Annotated in this window: 12 protein-coding genes and 1 pseudogene; 11 read left to right on the top strand and 2 right to left on the bottom strand. The window is 49.4% G+C overall.

Translation table 11 applies throughout. The features are described from left to right. Positions 1 to 626: 626 nt before the first annotated feature. The 11 genes and pseudogenes from HB393_RS07500 (at position 627) to HB393_RS07445 (ending at position 14,585) form a co-directional block, all read left to right on the top strand. Positions 627 to 1,592: pseudogene (locus HB393_RS07500) on the top strand (IS481 family transposase). A 198-nt stretch (positions 1,593 to 1,790) separates the two neighbouring features. Further along, positions 1,791 to 2,621 (top strand): class I SAM-dependent methyltransferase, encoded by an 831-nt coding sequence (locus tag HB393_RS07495; RefSeq protein WP_213804556.1) that lies wholly within the window; start codon positions 1,791 to 1,793, stop codon positions 2,619 to 2,621. Between the two features lie 684 nt (positions 2,622 to 3,305). Further along, positions 3,306 to 4,724 carry an oligosaccharide flippase family protein gene (locus HB393_RS07490; RefSeq protein ID WP_213804555.1) on the top strand — a complete coding sequence of 473 codons (1,419 nt, stop codon included), beginning with the start codon at positions 3,306 to 3,308 and terminating at the stop codon, positions 4,722 to 4,724. 19 nt (positions 4,725 to 4,743) lie between these two features. Then, positions 4,744 to 5,868 (top strand): DegT/DnrJ/EryC1/StrS aminotransferase family protein, encoded by a 1,125-nt coding sequence (locus tag HB393_RS07485; RefSeq protein WP_218623918.1) that lies wholly within the window; start codon positions 4,744 to 4,746, stop codon positions 5,866 to 5,868. A gap of 4 nt (positions 5,869 to 5,872) precedes the next feature. After that, the gene (locus HB393_RS07480) at positions 5,873 to 7,135 is read left to right on the top strand and encodes a glycosyltransferase (protein WP_213804554.1); all 1,263 of its coding nucleotides are present in this window, start codon (positions 5,873 to 5,875) and stop codon (positions 7,133 to 7,135) included. Between the two features lie 978 nt (positions 7,136 to 8,113). Then, positions 8,114 to 9,091 (top strand): glycosyltransferase, encoded by a 978-nt coding sequence (locus HB393_RS07470; RefSeq protein WP_213804552.1) that lies wholly within the window; start codon positions 8,114 to 8,116, stop codon positions 9,089 to 9,091. A gap of 275 nt (positions 9,092 to 9,366) precedes the next feature. Next, positions 9,367 to 10,068, top strand: coding sequence for an FkbM family methyltransferase (locus tag HB393_RS07465; protein WP_213804551.1), 702 nt, complete (start codon positions 9,367 to 9,369; stop codon positions 10,066 to 10,068). Positions 10,069 to 10,210: 142 nt separating this feature from the next. Beyond that, a complete protein-coding gene (locus HB393_RS07460) occupies positions 10,211 to 11,026 on the top strand; it encodes a class I SAM-dependent methyltransferase (protein WP_213804550.1) in 816 nt (271 codons plus the stop codon). Positions 11,027 to 11,166: 140 nt separating this feature from the next. Next, a complete protein-coding gene (locus HB393_RS07455) occupies positions 11,167 to 12,186 on the top strand; it encodes a glycosyltransferase family 4 protein (RefSeq protein WP_345945077.1) in 1,020 nt (339 codons plus the stop codon). A gap of 79 nt (positions 12,187 to 12,265) precedes the next feature. Then, positions 12,266 to 13,528 (top strand): hypothetical protein, encoded by a 1,263-nt coding sequence (locus HB393_RS07450; protein WP_213804548.1) that lies wholly within the window; start codon positions 12,266 to 12,268, stop codon positions 13,526 to 13,528. 139 nt (positions 13,529 to 13,667) lie between these two features. Beyond that, a complete protein-coding gene (locus tag HB393_RS07445) occupies positions 13,668 to 14,585 on the top strand; it encodes a glycosyltransferase (protein WP_213804547.1) in 918 nt (305 codons plus the stop codon). A gap of 51 nt (positions 14,586 to 14,636) precedes the next feature. Here HB393_RS07445 and HB393_RS07440 read toward each other — a convergent pair whose 3' ends face one another. Both HB393_RS07440 and HB393_RS07435 read right to left on the bottom strand, forming a co-directional pair. Then, entirely contained in the window at positions 14,637 to 15,395 is a 759-nt protein-coding gene (locus HB393_RS07440) for a glycosyltransferase family 2 protein (RefSeq protein ID WP_213804546.1), read from the bottom strand. A gap of 157 nt (positions 15,396 to 15,552) precedes the next feature. Beyond that, positions 15,553 to 16,779, bottom strand: coding sequence for a Wzz/FepE/Etk N-terminal domain-containing protein (locus HB393_RS07435; RefSeq protein WP_213804545.1), 1,227 nt, complete (start codon positions 16,777 to 16,779; stop codon positions 15,553 to 15,555). Between the last annotated feature and the right edge of the window lie 636 nt (positions 16,780 to 17,415).

Here is a 17,415-nt window from a genome sequence, read left to right as displayed (position 1 = left end):
CTTCCCAAGTGACTGGAGGACAGAAGGCATGAGCTGATGGAACCGCTGGCTGCTACCGTGTCAAAACCTCGGCGAACTCTAACCTATTGACTCTGAAAGGCCCTCGTCGCCCACAAAGGCCCCAAAAGTACCCCTAGAATCGCCTATTGTTCCCAGATTGTTCCCGGAAGCGGCTTTATTGTTCCCAGGCTCCCGATCCGAACCTTTTGATTTCGGGTCATCCATTCCGATTCGAATATCGTTTTTGGACCCACCCAAATCTTAAATTACTTCAGCAAGCACTAACCCGTTGATTCTGAAAGAGCCTCGTTGCCCACGAAGGCCCAAGAGCACGCATGAAATTACCTTTTTGTTCCCAGATTGTTCCCGCGATCCGCAGACAGAAACCTCTCGGTTTCGGATGATTCGTCACGGTATGACCGTTTCCGAACACACAGGCCAGGTCCAGGCAGTAATGACATGTATGCTGTGCGCGGCGGGTCGACGAGGTTACGACAGCCAGACAATCCTTAATCGCATCGAGACCATGGGCGTGGTCGCCGTCATGCCCTTCAAACCCAACCGCAAAAATGTTTAGTCCCGGTATTTGATGGTGCATACTTTTCTGAACGGGAGAAGGAGGCATTATGGGACAGGTTTTACACCGGAGCGTTACAACGACGGAGGCGGTCCGTCGAGCGATACAACATAGTCAAGAGAGCATGAGAGCCTTGGCGCGGCGTCATGGGATCAACCCAAAGACCGTTGCCAAGTGGAAGAAGCGCGAGTCCACTGCCGATCGCCGGACTGGCCCAACCGTTCCCAGGTCCACGGTTCTGTCGATCGGATAGGAAGCCATCATCGTGGCGTTTAGCAAGCACACGCTGTTGCCGCTGGATGACTGCCTTTACGCACTCCAGCCCACGATTCCGCAGCTCACCCGCTCCTCACTTCATCGCTGTCTGGAGCGCCATGGCATCAGCCGGCTGCCTGATGTCGAAGGCGACAAGCCCAGGAGGAAGAAGTTCGACACCTATCCGATCGGCTTCTTTCACCTCGACCTGGCCGAAGTGAGAACCGCGGAAGGCAAGCTCTACCTGTTCGTCGCCATCGATCGGACTTCGAAGTTCGCCATCGTCGAACTCGTCGAAAAGGCCGACACGCGGGCTGCCGTCGCCTTCCTCGAAGCGCTCGTCGAAGCCGTTCCGTACCGCATCCACACCGTGCTCACCGACAACGGAATCCAATTCGCCGATCTGGCGAAGAACCGGCAAGGAGCAACTGCGCGCTTCCGTGGCCATCCCTTCGACACGCTCTGTCTTCTGCATGGGATCCAACACAGTCTCACCAGGCCCAACCATCCCTGGACCAACGGGCAGGTCGAACGCATGAACAGAACCATCAATGAGGCTATGGTGAAGCGATACTTTTATGACACCCACAACCAACTCAAAGCGCACTTGAACGACTTCCTCAGAGCCTACAACTTCGCCCGAAGACTCAAGACCCTCAAAGGCCTCACGCCCTATGAATACCTTTGCAAACTCTGGACTCAAACACCAGACAGATTTACCCTCAATCCTATCCATCAAATGCCGGGACTAAACTCCTAGATCTACGTGTCCACAGGAAACAGTGGATCAGAAAGTGATATTTGATTTGGTGTTGGTAGGAGCATTGAGACGGCGAATTTCAAGTTTGATGATTCTAGTCCAGCCCTTTTGGATCCTCAAAGGCGAAAACATGCGATACTTCAAGTTTGCTCAACAAATTGATCTGTTGGACTACAGTGACGCATCGGGAGGAAGAGAGTGGGGCATGAGTTTAAAGAGGACCTTCACCTGACATCGGAGCAGGAGTTTTTTTCCAAATTTACACACTCTTGGCAGGGGGGCTACTTTGAGGGGAATCCACTTGATCCGATGGCAACATCAGGGTATGGTATATATGGCTATAACAGCTGCTTATACACTGTATATTTGACTTGCATTCGAAACCACGTCCACTCAGATTCAACTGTCCTAGAAATAGGGCCTGGTCGGGGTGCTTGGACCAAAGCGTTTCTGGAACGCGAGTGCAGCCATGTCTATGTAGTAGACGCTGCGGCTGCGGAACAAACTGGTTTCTGGGACTATATAGGTACTACGTCTCATGTCACTTATATTCAATCTGCCGATTTGATGCTTTCGGATGTTCCCGATGCATCAATAGATCATTTCTTTTCATTTGGAGTATTTTGTCATTTAAAGCCTCAAATGTGTGAGAAGTATTTGAACTCGCTTGTAAGAAAAATGCGCTCTGGCTCGCATGGCTTTCTCATGATTGCGGACTACGATAAGTATAACTATTGCATAGCTCACGCAGATCAGTTGTCGATCAAAAGAGCTTTCGGCTCGAGGAAAGTGTGGCTACTGGCTAGGTTGGCTTACATTCTAAATTGGAAAATTTTCCGATCCAAGACCGACTTACAAGGTGTCTCTAAGAATGATGATTTGGATGTCAGTCGAGATGCAACCACCCGTTGGTATCATTGGGGCATCGATAGGGCGTGCGAAGCCCTTACTCGTGAGGGTTTCAAGATTGTTGAACGGGACATGGAAATCGTATCGCGAGATCCTGTGATACATTTCGTGAAACCTTAGATCAATCAAAGTGTTCTGAAGCTAGACAGAGAAGTTATCAACACACAGCCGCACACCTCAAAAGGCCATTATCATTTGGTAATGAGAGTTTTAAACGAGTTGAAAGACGTTCTCGCGCTTCTTTAATGAAGCCAGCCGGATGCGAACCCATATCTCTGTCATAGACGTGTTCAAAGTAGAGACTGCCAACTCAGATGGTTAGGATCCGGTCGTCGTGTGTCCTGTAAACACGGTCTTCTATCAAGTAAACTACGGTTTTGAGAGTATGTAGAGGGAGATTTCCGATTGAAGAACGCCCCGATTGCTGGAGTTACCGGACAAGATGATTCGTATCCGCATCGGGAATGTCCTTATGCCTATGACAGGGCGATTGTTGGCGTGTATCTGAAAAATTCGTGTGAGGAGGTGTATGGAACTATTGCGCCTCCTGGAGTCATAGATTCCATATCCAATATGGGATTCAGAGAGGGAACCCGACAGCTTTTTCGCCAAAATGTGAGGGTCGGTGACCGTTAATAGTCGATCAACCTCTTCTGAAAAGTTACCAAGAAGCCTTTTGGATGTTTTTAGGACAAAAGAACTCCGTTTGAATAGGGCGATCCTTCGGCGTGCGAAATTGGCAATTACTTATTGGAAGCATAAGGCGACGCGTAGGGAGCGAGGCGATTTCGCACATCGGAATGCATGATCAGACTAGCCATATTTAGAATTAAGCAACTGCGGCGTCATAGTGATCCGGCAGACCTGGACGACCATGAACGAGGAGTTGAGAGGAATCGCCGTGCATTGCTTACTGGCAGTGTTGCGACAATGGCACGAGTCGTGCAAATAGGCACTTCCCTCATCACGGTTCCGCTTACGTTGAAGTACTTGGGAAACGAGCGTTTCGGGTTGTGGATGACGATTAGTTCGGTGTTGGCTATGGCAGCATTTGCCGACTTTGGTGTGGGCAATGGAGTACTGAATACCGTTGCAAAGGCGTCAGGAAAAGACGATTTGGAGGGAGTTCGCAGGGCTGTCTCAAGTGGTTTTGCGGTCCTCAGCTCAATCGCAGTTCTCCTATTACTCTGCTTTTTTGCTGTTTTTCGGTTCATCAGCTGGGGAGATTTTTTTCGAGTAACTTCGCCGCAGGCTAGATTGGAAGCGGGGCCCGCGCTTGCAGTATTCACAATCTGCTTCGCACTCAATATTTCCATGGATGTAGTGCAGCGCGTCCAACTTGGCTTACAACAGGGATATCGCTACAGCTTATGGCAATTATGTGGTAGCACACTGGGTTTTATCGGGGTGCTGGGCGGTATCAGGTTACATGTAAGTTTACCTATATTGGTAATGGCCATAGCTGGCGGTCCTATTTTATCTACAATTATTAACGCCATCCATTTCTTTGGCTTTGTCCGACCTGATTTGCGGCCACGCCGAAAGCTTATTTCCGGTGATGCGATCTCGCAGATTGCCAAGCTGGGTGGCCTATTCTTCGTCCTTCAGGTGGTGGTCGGAGTTTCCTTTTCCTCTGATAACTTCATTATTGCTCGGACGCTCGGCGCAGTAAGTGTTCCCGAGTATTCCATCCCGCAACGAATATTCGCGCTGATCACCATGACGTCCGGAATGCTAGTTAGTCCACTTTGGCCTGCTTATGGCGAAGCCATCTCGCGTGGTGACTTGACGTGGGTTCGGCGCACTCTTCGGATCTCGTTGCTAGCTGTACTTTGTGCCACCTCAACTGCCTCATGTCTCGTGCTGTTTCTCTCGCATAGGTTAATTCAATGGTGGGTCGGCCCGAGTGTTCATCCACAGCCTATGCTGTTGCTCGGATTCGCCCTCTGGACTGTGATTGCTTCCTGTGGCGATGCCCTTGCGATGTTTATGAATGGTGGAGAAGTTATAAGATTCCAAGTAATTGTTGCTTCGATCTTCGGAATCGGATGCGTCACCACAAAGGTGTTCTTTGTTCATCACTTCGGGATCGTGGGCGTTCCTTGGGCGACCATTGCTGCGTATACGGTGCTGAGCGCATTGCCTAGTGCCTTTTACATCCCTCTTTTTATCCGTAGGATGGGCTCGCGAATGACATCATCACCAGCGACCTCAACAATCTAAATCTCCAGGACCTATTGCCATGATCAAATATCCCGTCTATCAACCGTCGCTGACTGGAAACGAAAAAAGGTATGTAAATCAATGCCTGGATTCGACTTGGATATCTTCAAAAGGAAAGTTTCTTGCCGAGTTCGAGGACGGTTTCAAGTTTTATGTGGGTGCAAGGCATGCCGCGGCTGTCGCAAATGGTACGGTAGCTATCCACCTAGCACTACTCGCCCTCGGCATCGGTCCAGGGGCTGAAGTGATAGTACCGACTCTCACGTATATTGCATCGGTGAACGCAATTGCCTACACCGGGGCTACTCCAGTGTTTTGTGATTCGCTCAAGAACACTTGGCAGATGGACCCCGATGACATCCGCAGGAAAATAACGCCCCAGACACGGGCCATTTTAGCTGTTCATCTATATGGTCAGCCATGTGAGATGGACGAACTACTTAAAATTGCCCGCGAGCATGATCTATTCCTGGTTGAGGATTGCGCAGAAGCCTTTGGCTCTTTCTACAAGGGCCGTCATGTCGGCACCTTTGGTGACATCGGCACATTCAGCTTCTTTGGGAATAAGACCATTACAACTGGGGAGGGGGGAATGGTAGTTACCAACGACGATACCTTACATGATCGCATGACGCATTTCAAAGGGCAGGGGTTGGCCAAATATCGTGAATATTGGCATGATGTAATTGGCTACAACTATCGCATGACAAATATTTGTGCTGCTATCGGACTCGCCCAGTTGGAGCAGGCCGACACTTTCATCGCCAAAAAGCGCCAGATCGCAGAGTGGTACAAGCGAGAATTGACGAGATCGCCAGTAACTTTCCATGACGAGGTTGGCGATGTACGACATTCTTACTGGATGGTGTCAATACTAGTTCCGGAGACCGCAGATAGAGATCCTCTACGAGATTTTCTGCGAAAACGAGGAATTGAGACTCGACCACTTTTCTATCCCGTACATAGTATGCCAATGTACTCTTCCGCGTATCAGCGCCATCCCGTCGCAGAAAATCTTGGATGGAGAGGAATCAACCTTCCAAGCTATCCTAGCCTGGAAGAAGAATCAGTAAAAGAGATATGTGCAGTAGTAAATGCCTATTTTCATGCAGACACCGACCGATCCGGCGAGGCGAACGAGTAAACTCATGACGCAGTCCAAGCGGTCGAATGCGACTCCGCGCATAGCATTTATGGGAGACCCACTGGCGGGTTGGGGTGGGGGAATCGATTTTCTACGGTTGTGCATCAGTGCGCTCAATTCCGTGTTGCCAGGAACAATATGGCAAGTATTACTACCTGGACAGAAGACTTTATGGCAAAGTATGCGTGCCCGGGCCGCACCGATGAAGCGACTATTTAAGATCCTCCTTGGGAGGAACACACACCATGGGCGGACTGTTTCCAGAGAAGACTTGATGCGTGCAATGAGAAGCTCCGGTGCAAGTATTGACATCGTCAACTATCGGAATAATACTTCGGGCCTAGCGAGAGCCATGCGTCAATGCAATGCGGAAGTATTATTCTTCTGTGACAAGTCATTGGGAACATATTTTCCCTTACCTTGGGTTGGATATATCGCAGACTTGCAGCATAAACGATTGCCTCATTGGTTCACGGAGAAAGAACGGCGGTGGCGTGACAAAAGATTTACCAGAATTCTCACGGATGCAACAGTGGTCGTAGTAAATGCCAAGGCTGTTATTCAAGACATAAAGGAATTCTATCCGGGATACAAAGCAAGACTTATCGCATTGCCATTTTGCCCGCCCGCAAAGCTTGAATTTTTCTCCGATACTAAAGACCCCGATATCCGCGTAGCTTATAAATTGCCGCACCAGTACTTTCTCATTTCCAATCAGTTCACCGTCCACAAGGACCATGGTACGGCCTTCGTGGCGCTTCGATTAGTGCGAGATGCGGGATACGACGTTCACATCGTGTGTACAGGCGATATGTACGACTACAGGTGGCCGAAGCATTCCGACAACCTACAGGCCCTCATTGATAAAAATGAAATGACCCCATATATAGGTTTTCTGGGGTTTCTCGCCAAGGATGATCAGTTGGCAATCATGCGAGGTTCGGTGGCAGTACTGCAGCCCACCCTATTTGAAGGTGGTCCCGGTGGTGGCGCGGTGTATGATGCCGTGTCGACGGGGACGCCAAGCATTGTTTCGGACATACCAGTGAATCGTGAGATCGATATTGGAACGGTGCGATTTTTCGAGGCCGGATCAGCGGAAGATTTAGCAGAGAAAATGATCGATATACTGGCAAATCCACCGAAGTTGCCTAGTATGAAAGATACTTTTGTGAAATTGATTGAGCGTCAGCAGGAATTGGGCAATCTCTTACTCGATATCTCGAATATGTCTTCGAAAAATCGCAGGTCAGGAAAGGACGTGTGAATCAAGAAGAGTTCACTAAATCATCTATTGGGCAGCTTCCGCGCTGGCGTACCAGCCACGATGGATCCCGATGGAACATCTCCAACAACAGCCGAACCCGCCCCGACGATTGAATCCGGTCCAATGGAAACGCCCGGTCGCACCGCACTGCCTACGCCTACTAACGACCTTTCTCCTACTCGGACCCTTCCTGCCAAGGCTGTCCCCGGAGCGATGTGGGCAGCTTCTCCAATATGGTTGTCATGTTCGACAATTGCCCCCGTATTGATGATGGCCAACTCTTCAACCTGCGCTAGCGTTCCCACAACAGCTCTAGCCATCACAACGGTTCCGGATTTGATGGTAGCGCTAGGAGAAATGATGGCCGATGGGTGTAACACTACCGGAAGCGCAAAGCCCATTGCGAGGAGCCTTCTGCCTATTTGTTGCCGCTCGGAGTTCGACCCAATTGCGACAACTGCGGAGGTCACTTTCTGTCCCAAAAGTCGGGGTAACAGTTCGTCCCCGCCTAAAACAGGCAACCCCAGTAACTGTGAGCTGGCAGGAACGGGATCTAAAAACCCGACGACTTCAAATATCTCCATAGCCCACAACGCTTCGACGATAACTTTGGCATGGTCCCCTGCGCCAATGACAACAATTCTTTGCCTCTCAAATGCCAAGGTAACCTTCTTGCCTGGTCCGTGGGAAAAAGCTGCCACGCCATATGTATATATACTAGATTGTAGTGAGATCCACATTTCCACTTAACTGGAACCATAGACTGAAGATGAGGGATGAGGATAGAGTTGTGTGGGAACCATCCTCGCATTTGGATCGTGTTCGCCGAATCAGACATGGCGACCATCACAAAGAACAGGCGACGACGTCTCATCAATCCCATTGAAACAGAAGCGTAATATTCGAAAGATACAGGTGGTGGGTAGGAGGCAGCCCGAATAAGGCGTTCCGGCACACTAACCGAGGATCCCACAATCCATGGCCGAGCCATTTTTCAACTACGTTATAACGATCCACAACAAAGAAGAGTTGATCCACGATGTGCTGGTGTCAGTCCTGCTTTGCTGCGGACCTCAGAGTAAAATATTCGCCGTCCTCGACGGTTGTACTGACGACACAGAGGCAATTCTGGACGAGTTCATCCAAAAATATCAGGGAGTGCCTCTCGTCAAGTTGTATGCCCCAGATGTACACGAAATATTGTCGATCAACACAGGATTACGAGCGGCTTCGCAAGAGGGCGATGGCTATAACATCATTCTTCAGGATGATGTCATCTTGGCGGATTTGAACCTCGAGGCAAAAATTAAACAGCTCTATGAGTGGGGCAAGGGGACTCTCGGTTTCGTTTCATTTCGAATGGGAGCAAACTTTGCGCCCGATGCACGGAGTTCGGCAGTCTCTACGCCGATAATTAAACTAATCGAGAATGCATACGGGCACGGGCTTCCAGACGCAGAAATTTTACTCCCCGGCAGATTTGCATATCGCACGGTACCAGTCAAGAGTCCTGTCTGCGTGCCTACGAAAATAGTTAGAGAAGTGGGATTTATGAATGAGAATTTGGCTCCATATATGCATGACGATACGGATCTCGCTATCAGAACCACAATCGCAGGTTATGCAAACGGCGTTTTCGCACTTCGCTATTACTCCGAAGTGAAGTGGGGAGGAACTCGTACCAACCCTCATTCTGAATTGCCTAAAATGGCGATTCGAAACATGAACAGAATTAGAGAGCAATATGGTCCCGATTTGCAAAGAATTGCCCAGAGTGTTCAACGCGACGACGTGGTCGCCTTTCCAGACATGTGTAGTGACGACCTTGACCATCAAGCCATTTTGCAATACGAGAAAACAAGGGGACTTTCATCTCAGCGCTATGCTTCTGTGAGCAATAAGATACGGACTGGCCTGCGACGAATTCTCCCCGAGTTATCTAAAGCAAAACAATAGTAGCGCATGTAAAAGAGAGAAAATTGTAGGAATTTTCTCTCTCAAACAGTAAAGCGAATCGGTAGTTCTGAAACAAAATGGATAACATGAATATGCGGACGAGAGGGATAGGGATTGTATTTTCAACGGTTCGCAATTTCGGAAACCGTTACCCCACAATACGGACTGCCTTCCGACCCATCTGGCAGCAGGTCACTGGACTTCTGTGGACCTTACGAAGCGGACCACTAAGCCGGTGGCCAATTTCTTTTAAAGAAGGAGGTCACACCATTTCAATGGTGACGAAGGGGCAGATAGCTAAGTGCGTTTGGCAAGGGCCATTTGAGGAACGTGAGCGAGAACTCGTCACTCGGGAGATCCAGCCAGGGATGCGGGTATTGAACATTGGGGCGAACACTGGCCTTTATACGATTATTGCCTCCAGGCTAGTTGGACTAGATGGTATTGTTCACGCATTTGAGCCCTCTTCTCGAAATTTCGCTTTATTAGAGGAAAATGTCAAGCTCAACGGTTGCAGAAATGTAGTAGCGAACAATATAGCTCTCGCGGACTTTCAAGGGCAGCTGTCGCTCAACGGTGACAGCCTTCATCCCGAATTCGATGGTCACTTCTACGTGCGACCCTTAACGGAGACCCCAACGCCGGCCGCGATCGAAGTAGTTTCGTGCACTACCTTGGATAAGTATTGGAGTGACGCTTGCGGCGGAGAGATAACGCCAGTGGATTTCATTATCATTGATGTGGAAGGGGCCGAACTATCCGTTTTTCTGGGAGCTCAACAAACGGTAGTCGCTTCGACCAACCTTACCATGATTATGGAATGTAGTTCGGATCTCCCTGAGATTACGTTATTTCTCAAGGAGTTCGGATTTTTATGTTTCCGATTTGATTCAGATGGGTCTCAATTAATTCCCTCGGAAGTTAAGCAAGGTACGGTTATAGCTCTGCGAAAAAAAGCTCCCGATGCCATACAGTAACCAGCTTTCGCTGGTGCTGAAGGCTCTCGCATCCTCGCGTCTTTTGAGTGGATGCGATCGGCTGTGGTGCTTCAAACTGATCTCACCGCCGTCCGTTTGCGCTTCCATCTACATCGCAACTCTCTGATAATATGGTAAAGGAATGAACATCGCTGGGTTTCTCAAAAGCCGTCGTGGCAACTGGAAAGTGCGGCGGGCAGAAAGTCGGCTATTGCGCCGGTTTACTGGAATTGCGGATGAAATCTCGGAATCGCAGTGGGAAGAAAGTCTAGCGAACCCGACGGAGTTTTATCAACATTGTTTTCACTATTTTCACACCCGGCTGCCGAAGTCATTGCGCGAACACCGCGCTTACTTTGAAAGTAATGGTCGAGGTTTTGGCGAGAGATCATTTCATGTAATGTGGTTCTTGTTATTTCGGAAATTCGCTCCAGAAAATTTCCTTGAAATTGGCGTGTTCCGTGGACAAACCCTCAGCCTTGCAGCCATGCTAGCGCGTCATTTTAAATTTGACGCTTCTATGCAGGGTATTTCACCATTTTCCCCGGCGGGCGATGCTGTTTCCAAGTATCGGCACGATTTGAATTATTACGAAGATACCCTCGAGAATTTTGCACATTTTTCGCTGCCCGCTCCGGGACTATTACAGGCTTATTCAACGGACCGAATGGCTGCCGAATTAATCGCATCACAGGAATGGTCGTGCATTTATATTGATGGCAATCACGACTACGAGATTGCTCGGCGCGACTGGGATCTGTGCGCTTCTAACCTGCGAACTGGCGGATTAATCGTGTTGGATGACTCGGGCCTGACAACGAGCTATGCCCCCTCCCCGATCCTATCAACGGCGGGACATCCTGGGCCTTCACGTCTTGCGAAGGAAGTCGACCGCACTCATTTTCGCGAGATTTTACAGGTTGGTCACAACCGGGTCTTTCAGAAGACTGCCCTGTAAAAAGCGATTAAAATCGGCGTGACAGCTCAGATTGTAAGTAGCTCTTGTACGAATATTAAGATGGAGGCGGCTTCCGTCGCATTCCTTCTCGTTGCACTCAAGAATGACTCTATTTCAGATGGCGGCAAGGAGTGAGATTAATGCTTTCGGGGCCAGTTGTAAGAGTTGTCCCATTTCAACCTCATTGCTTCGCATTCGGTGGATTCGAAGTACAGATGATAGCGGCGATGGAGGCGGCGCGTGTGGCAGGCGCGAACATCGCGCCCCTCGACTTTTGGAGGAAGGAGGCGGATTTTGAGGTATTGCATTGTTGGGGACTGGAGTTACAGCACACAAATACAGTGAAGTGGGCGCGGACCGGAGGGAAAAGAACTGTGTTGAGTGCTCTTGTAAATTATCCGGGTTGGAAATCTTGGCTGCGACATCTAGCTTCCTTGGCGATAGGCCCCGCGCGGTTGCGCAGACCGATGCTAGCGGCGCTCGATTGCATTACGGTAGTGAATGAAGCTCAAGCTCGCTATCTAATTGGAACCGTGAAATTTCCCGCAGAGAAAGTGACCATAATACCTAATGTCATTGAAGATATATTTTTCGAATTGGCGCATAGCACTCATAATGCCTTATTCGAGATAGAAAATTATGTTTTGTGCGTGGGCAATATCTGTCGCCGGAAAAACCAGCTTGCGTTAGTCAGGGCTTGCCGCAAGCTAGGCGTCCCTTTGTTACTGGTGGGAAACGTACTGACAGGCGAAGAGAACTACGGACTGGCGGTGGCGCAAGCTATGCCTGTTGGAGGCCGTCAACGCTGGATTCACGGATTAGAACCGGGGTCGGTCGAATTAGCTGCCGCTTATCGGGAGGGGACTGTTTTCGCACTTCCCAGTTATCTAGAGCAGCAGCCGATCTCTGCGTTGGAAGCGGCGGCGGCGGGAAAGCCGTTAGTCCTAGCTGACTTGCCCTACGCTAGGCAGGAGCTTTATGAGGGTGCGGTTCTTGCGGACCCTCGATCTGAGGATTCCATTATTAGGGCAATTCGCAAGGCCCTCGACAACCCGGAAGCACACTGTCCTCCAACCTCCGTAATGGACCAGTGCCGTAGATTAAAGGTCGGGGCAGCTTATTTGGCGATCTACCAGCGACTAATTCAGACACCGTCATGAGGGCGCTTTGACCGTTCCAAATGCTAGTTCGACAAATGGTTCGAATTTAAAGTTTCGCCCGCATGGAGAGCCTACAAGCATGATAAGCATGCTGCAGTTATGGTTTGTTGCCAACACTGTATTATGGCCATTCATTGTCAAGGTAGGTGGGTTCAGCCTCGGCTTAAATGTTGTTGTGTTTCTCGTTTCCGGAACGGTCTGGATCGGGAAGGATTGGAGAATTGCACTAGCGTCGGCCAAAGTGCTCCTTGCCTTTGTGGTGTATGTATTTCTGTCCTTCCTTGTTGCGTCAGCTGGCCCCTGCAACGACCATCTGCAAAAATTTGTCCTTACAATGCCTATCTTATTATTTTTAGTCCTGATCGGATTGGAAGTTGGGAACAGGGCGACTGATCGTGATTGGTTCAACCTGCAAAGAACTGCCTCGTGGGTACTCGTCGTAGCGTTTGGGGCATTTTTCGTCGAAATGATACTTCCTAACATGTTCCCCGATCAAGCGGGTTATCGTGCCGAAGGAAAGCTATCTGGCCTATTCTCGGAGCCGAGCCACGTTGCCTTCTCCCTGTTTCCTTGCATCGCTATTCTGCTAGTGGCCAAAGAGAAGAGTACTCGGCAAAAAGGAATGATGGCGCTTGCCGGGCTTTTAGCACTCTCTCGTTCTTCGACGCTAATTGTTTTTATTGCGGTTTGGATCATATACCGCCTCTATGTTCAGAGGAAGGTGCGTCAAGCCGTAATAGCCAGTTTGGGGATAGGACTCCTGATTGCGTTGGGCGCGACGATTAATTATGACAGGTTTATTATGCCCACTTTGACACGGATTATGGGGGTAGCCGCCCCGGGCGACGATAATAATGTCTCCAGCTTGGTCTATTTACAAGGGTGGCAGGACGCTTTGTTCAATTTGCAGCGTACACATGGAATCGGACTTGGTCTGAACATGATGGGATGTGTTCCTCTTCCCGACGTCCCTGCCCGTTACGCTCTTGGCCAACAGTTCGGACTCGACGGTTTGAATGCTGAAGATGGCTCATTCATGTTTTCAAAGATTGTTTCAGAGGCTGGGGTAGGCGGAATTGTACTTTACGTCTGGATCATCTGGTGGTGGATTCAGCTTGAAAAGAGACTTCGGCATTATGGGAAACATGGGCCTAACTTGGTGGCAACGACCCAAACCGCATTAATATTTTGTTTTGTGGCATCGAGCTTCATACGAAGCGCGAACTATTTTAATGGAGGTTTTTTGCTTTGGATAGCTACCATTGCGGGTGCCTCAAAATGGAAACAAAATCCTCTTCTGCAACCTCGACTAAGCAAAATATCTTCTACCCCGCGTAAGTGAGAGTTCGAATGCACTCTCCCAAATACTCATGAAACGCGTAATGCCGAATAACAGGCAGATAGGTGAGCGAAACTGTTTAGCCTAACAACTGTGATTTGATCGACCCAGACGGCCTAAAATTTCTACCTATAAGGACTTTATGGACATCACGGTCATCGTTCCGACATACAACCGTAGCGCGTTGCTCAGACGGACCCTCCAAGGATTCTGTGAGCTGGCTGCTGGAAAGCTGCTGTGGGAGCTAATCATCGTGAGCGACGATTCGACGGACTCGACTCATCAGACTGTGATAGATTTTGAAGGTCGTCTGCCAGTGAAATATCTGTGCCAACCGAAGCGAGGAGTCGCGAGCGCACGCAACCTCGGCCTTCGCGAGACGAACTCCCCTGTCGTTCTTTTTGTTGATGACGATGTGATCCCAAGCCCACAGTTGCTCGAAGAGCACGCACGATTTCATCGAGAACGGGCCGAATTGGAATCGGTTCTTCTTGGGTATGTTACTTGGTCTCCGGAATTAGTTGTCACGCCATTTATGCGTTGGTATGGTGAGTTTGGAGGCCTGTTTGGATTCTCATTGCTCAAGGAAAATAAAGTGGGGGATCCCCGGTACTTTTACTCCTGCAATATTAGTTTCAAGACCGAATTTCTGCGTAAAAATAATGGGTTCAATGAATCTCTTTCAGTATTGGAGGATCACGAATTGGGCTATCGACTCCACACCTGTGGGATGAAGATGTATTTTCGGCGAGCCGCTATCGGTTATCACAATCAGAGTTTTACCTTTGACCAGGCGTGCCAACGTCTTGAACGATATAGCGAGGGACTTCCAGCGTTTTATTTGACCGAAGCCGGCAAAGCAATGGGCGATAAAAGAGCTAAACTAAGATTTAGGATTGCTGACGCAATTGTCAGATTAATGGGGCCGGCGCTTTCTCCATTTCGCCCTCTACTCAACTCCAAAATCAGGTTCCCCAATGCAGTTTACAGACTTTTCTATTGGTATTATGGAAGTCAGCAGGCCTTTTGGTCACGGTCCGCATGGCGCGAACCGAGGTAAAGAAATACTAGGTGATCAGTTGCGATATGGTATTGTTCGATGTGCGTGCCTTCAAACAAAAAACGATCGAGCTTTTAGATACGTTCGGCGAATATGAAATCTCGCGATGCCGAGACGGAGTTGCAACAACGCCATAGGGAGGGAACGCACGCCAGCTGCGACCTTTACTCGCATTGCCTCACGAAGCGCTGCGGTTGAGTCACTTAGCCCACCAGCGCGCATCACAACTGTGGTCGCAGGGGTAAATGCGGATTGTAAATTTTCTCGTGCCCGTAGTAGAAATTCGTAGTCCGCCGCGATGCGATACGAAGTATCGAAATTTCCATAACGCTCAAAAAGACTTCGCCGGTGCATCACCCCCACGTGAATCGTAGACATCGCCGTCGAAAACCGTGGCCATTGCCACGGCCCCCCAAAGATTGGCGAATAGCCGGTGGGGTGGTCGAGACGGGCTCGCGAGGTTAGAAATTCGGCTGTGGGATGCTCATTTGCGAGTTGCATGTAGGTGCTTATCGCGCCTGCCAGATAAAAGTCGTCAGCGCCAAGAAATGCGATCCATTCACCACGCGCCAGTTTCAGCCCCTTATTCCATGCGTCGTAGACCCCGCTATCCGGTTCGCTGATCCATAAAGATACCCGATCTCCATAGCTGTGAAGAATTTCAACCGTGCCATCGGTCGAACCCCCGTCGAGAATTATATGTTCTATTCTGGGATAGTCCTGATTCAAAACGCTCTCAATACAGTTGGTTATGGAATCACTTCCGTTGAATACCGCAGTGATGATCGATACGAGCGGTTCAGCTATCACATTAGAGTCGCTATTCTCCGGTAGCACTGATCCATCAGAACGCGAGCTATAACCATTTAACATGTCATTACCACTTTGTATTATAGATACTGGCGACAAGCCGGGCAAAGGCGACGTTCGCGGGAATTCGGAGTTCCGATCGCAGCTTGAGGAAGCCTCATTGAGGATTATCGATGGCACTTAAAGACCTAGAATAGTTCTTAAAAGCATCCCGTAGGATGACCCAAAGCACCCCTGCAATCAACCCGAGGGAGCTACCACCCAACACCAATAATGCTCTATGTGGACCCGATTTTCTATCCGGAACGATAGCTTTGTCGACAACCTGCAAAAGAGGGGCTTCGCGCGATTCATCGAGTCGCGCAGACTCATACTGCCGCGCTAGTAATTCAAACAACGTCTCGTGGTATTTGACTTCACGTTGCTTGCGGACATATTCTAAGGCCAACTCTGGGACCTTCGCGGTTGGAGCGTCAACACTACCCGGAGTTCTCTGAGAAGAATTGTTCTCTAGCTTGCGCAACTGTTCCTGTAATCTTTCAATTTCAATCTGACTGCGAACCACCTCAGGATTGCGATCTGTGGCACTCTGTTGCAAAACGCCAAGTCCGACCTGTCGACTCGTAATTTGGGCTCTTAGTTGCTGCATTGCCTCGATCGCGACTTGAGCCTGCCCAGCGGGAATAATCATTCCTGTTTGCTCTTGTGTCTTTTTCAATTCTACTTCCGCGTCAGCAAGAACATCTTTTTCTCGGACAAGTTGTTGTTCGAAAAAGACTCGCCGCTGTCCCGATTCTGTGAGTGCTAATCTTCCATTTTGTTCGTATAAAGCATCCAGATATCCGTTTGCTAGACTAGCGGCGCGTTGGGGGTCGTCGTCCACGACGCTAATAGTGATCAACGAATCTTTGCCGGCGACGAATTTACTGTTGTTCTTCAGCATGGTTTCCGTATCGCTAAGTCTTTTCGTCTTGTAAACACTCTGCAGATCGAATCGTTTGACTAACATGTCTGCTATTGTGCGACTCCCGAGAATGCCGATATAAACATCCCCTGAGCTTTTAAGCCCACCGAGAGCGCCGACCGCTCCGAGGGAGCCAATTTGTCCCATCAGCTGGTTCATCGCGCTTCCAGGCGCAGATTGTGGCGGCAGAAAAACAGCGTTTGCGGTAAATGTGGGTTTCAAAACGAAGAACGCGACTAATGTGGTGAGCACTCCAGTCAACAAGACAAACCGTGAAATCGTCTTCTTATTTCGCCAGAGCAGAGCAACAACTTGAATCAAGTCGATTCCATCTTTGGCCGAAATAGCGTCAAGCCGTTGTAACTTTTCCTCTGTTTCAGAGGATCGCTCGCCGACGTTTAGTGGAGTTTCGAGCTGCATGGTACATCTCCCTTATTACACAATATAGCGGCTGTTATTACTCGTTCGAATGGCCCTAATCTCAGCAGTCGAGGTTGTGGAGCATCGTTTCGATTCCGGATCATTTCGCAGTGCTATCGAGGATTTACGCGGTATTTTTGTGAGATATGCCGAGATATCGGCGAAGACCTCTCCGCCGCGACATGTCATGTCTGATAGGAGGCCTTTTCACATGAACTTAGCTCCATAGAAGCATCTCCTAAAGCGAACACAACCTGCAAAGAACAATTTCGGAACCAAACGTGGGCCATACTTAAGCGAGCCTCAACGCTTTTAAATCTACCGCGTTCTTCCAGAATACATGCCGACTTATTTCGTTGCCTCCGAGGGTTTTCGTCTTTGTCTATTAGTATGTCTGCGAAGGGAAGAGGAAATGGTCCGGCCACCTGGACGGTGCTTTTCTACTTTTATGATCGCCGTACAGAAATTTCACGCTGGCTCGGCAGCGGTGACACGTTCGACGAGCGTGTCTGCTTCTGAAGGGCAAGAACCGATTGCGCCGTTTCTCAAACACAGGTTCATCGGTGTTACTTCGATCTTCATCAGGATGTCGACGTTCCGTCTATTTCTTTGCCAAGGCCTGACCGCGTTATCTAG

The sequence above is a fragment of the Granulicella sp. dw_53 genome (genome assembly GCF_018449545.1).
Taxonomy (GTDB): domain Bacteria; phylum Acidobacteriota; class Terriglobia; order Terriglobales; family Acidobacteriaceae; genus Edaphobacter.
This window is presented reverse-complemented; position numbering and strand designations above follow the sequence as displayed.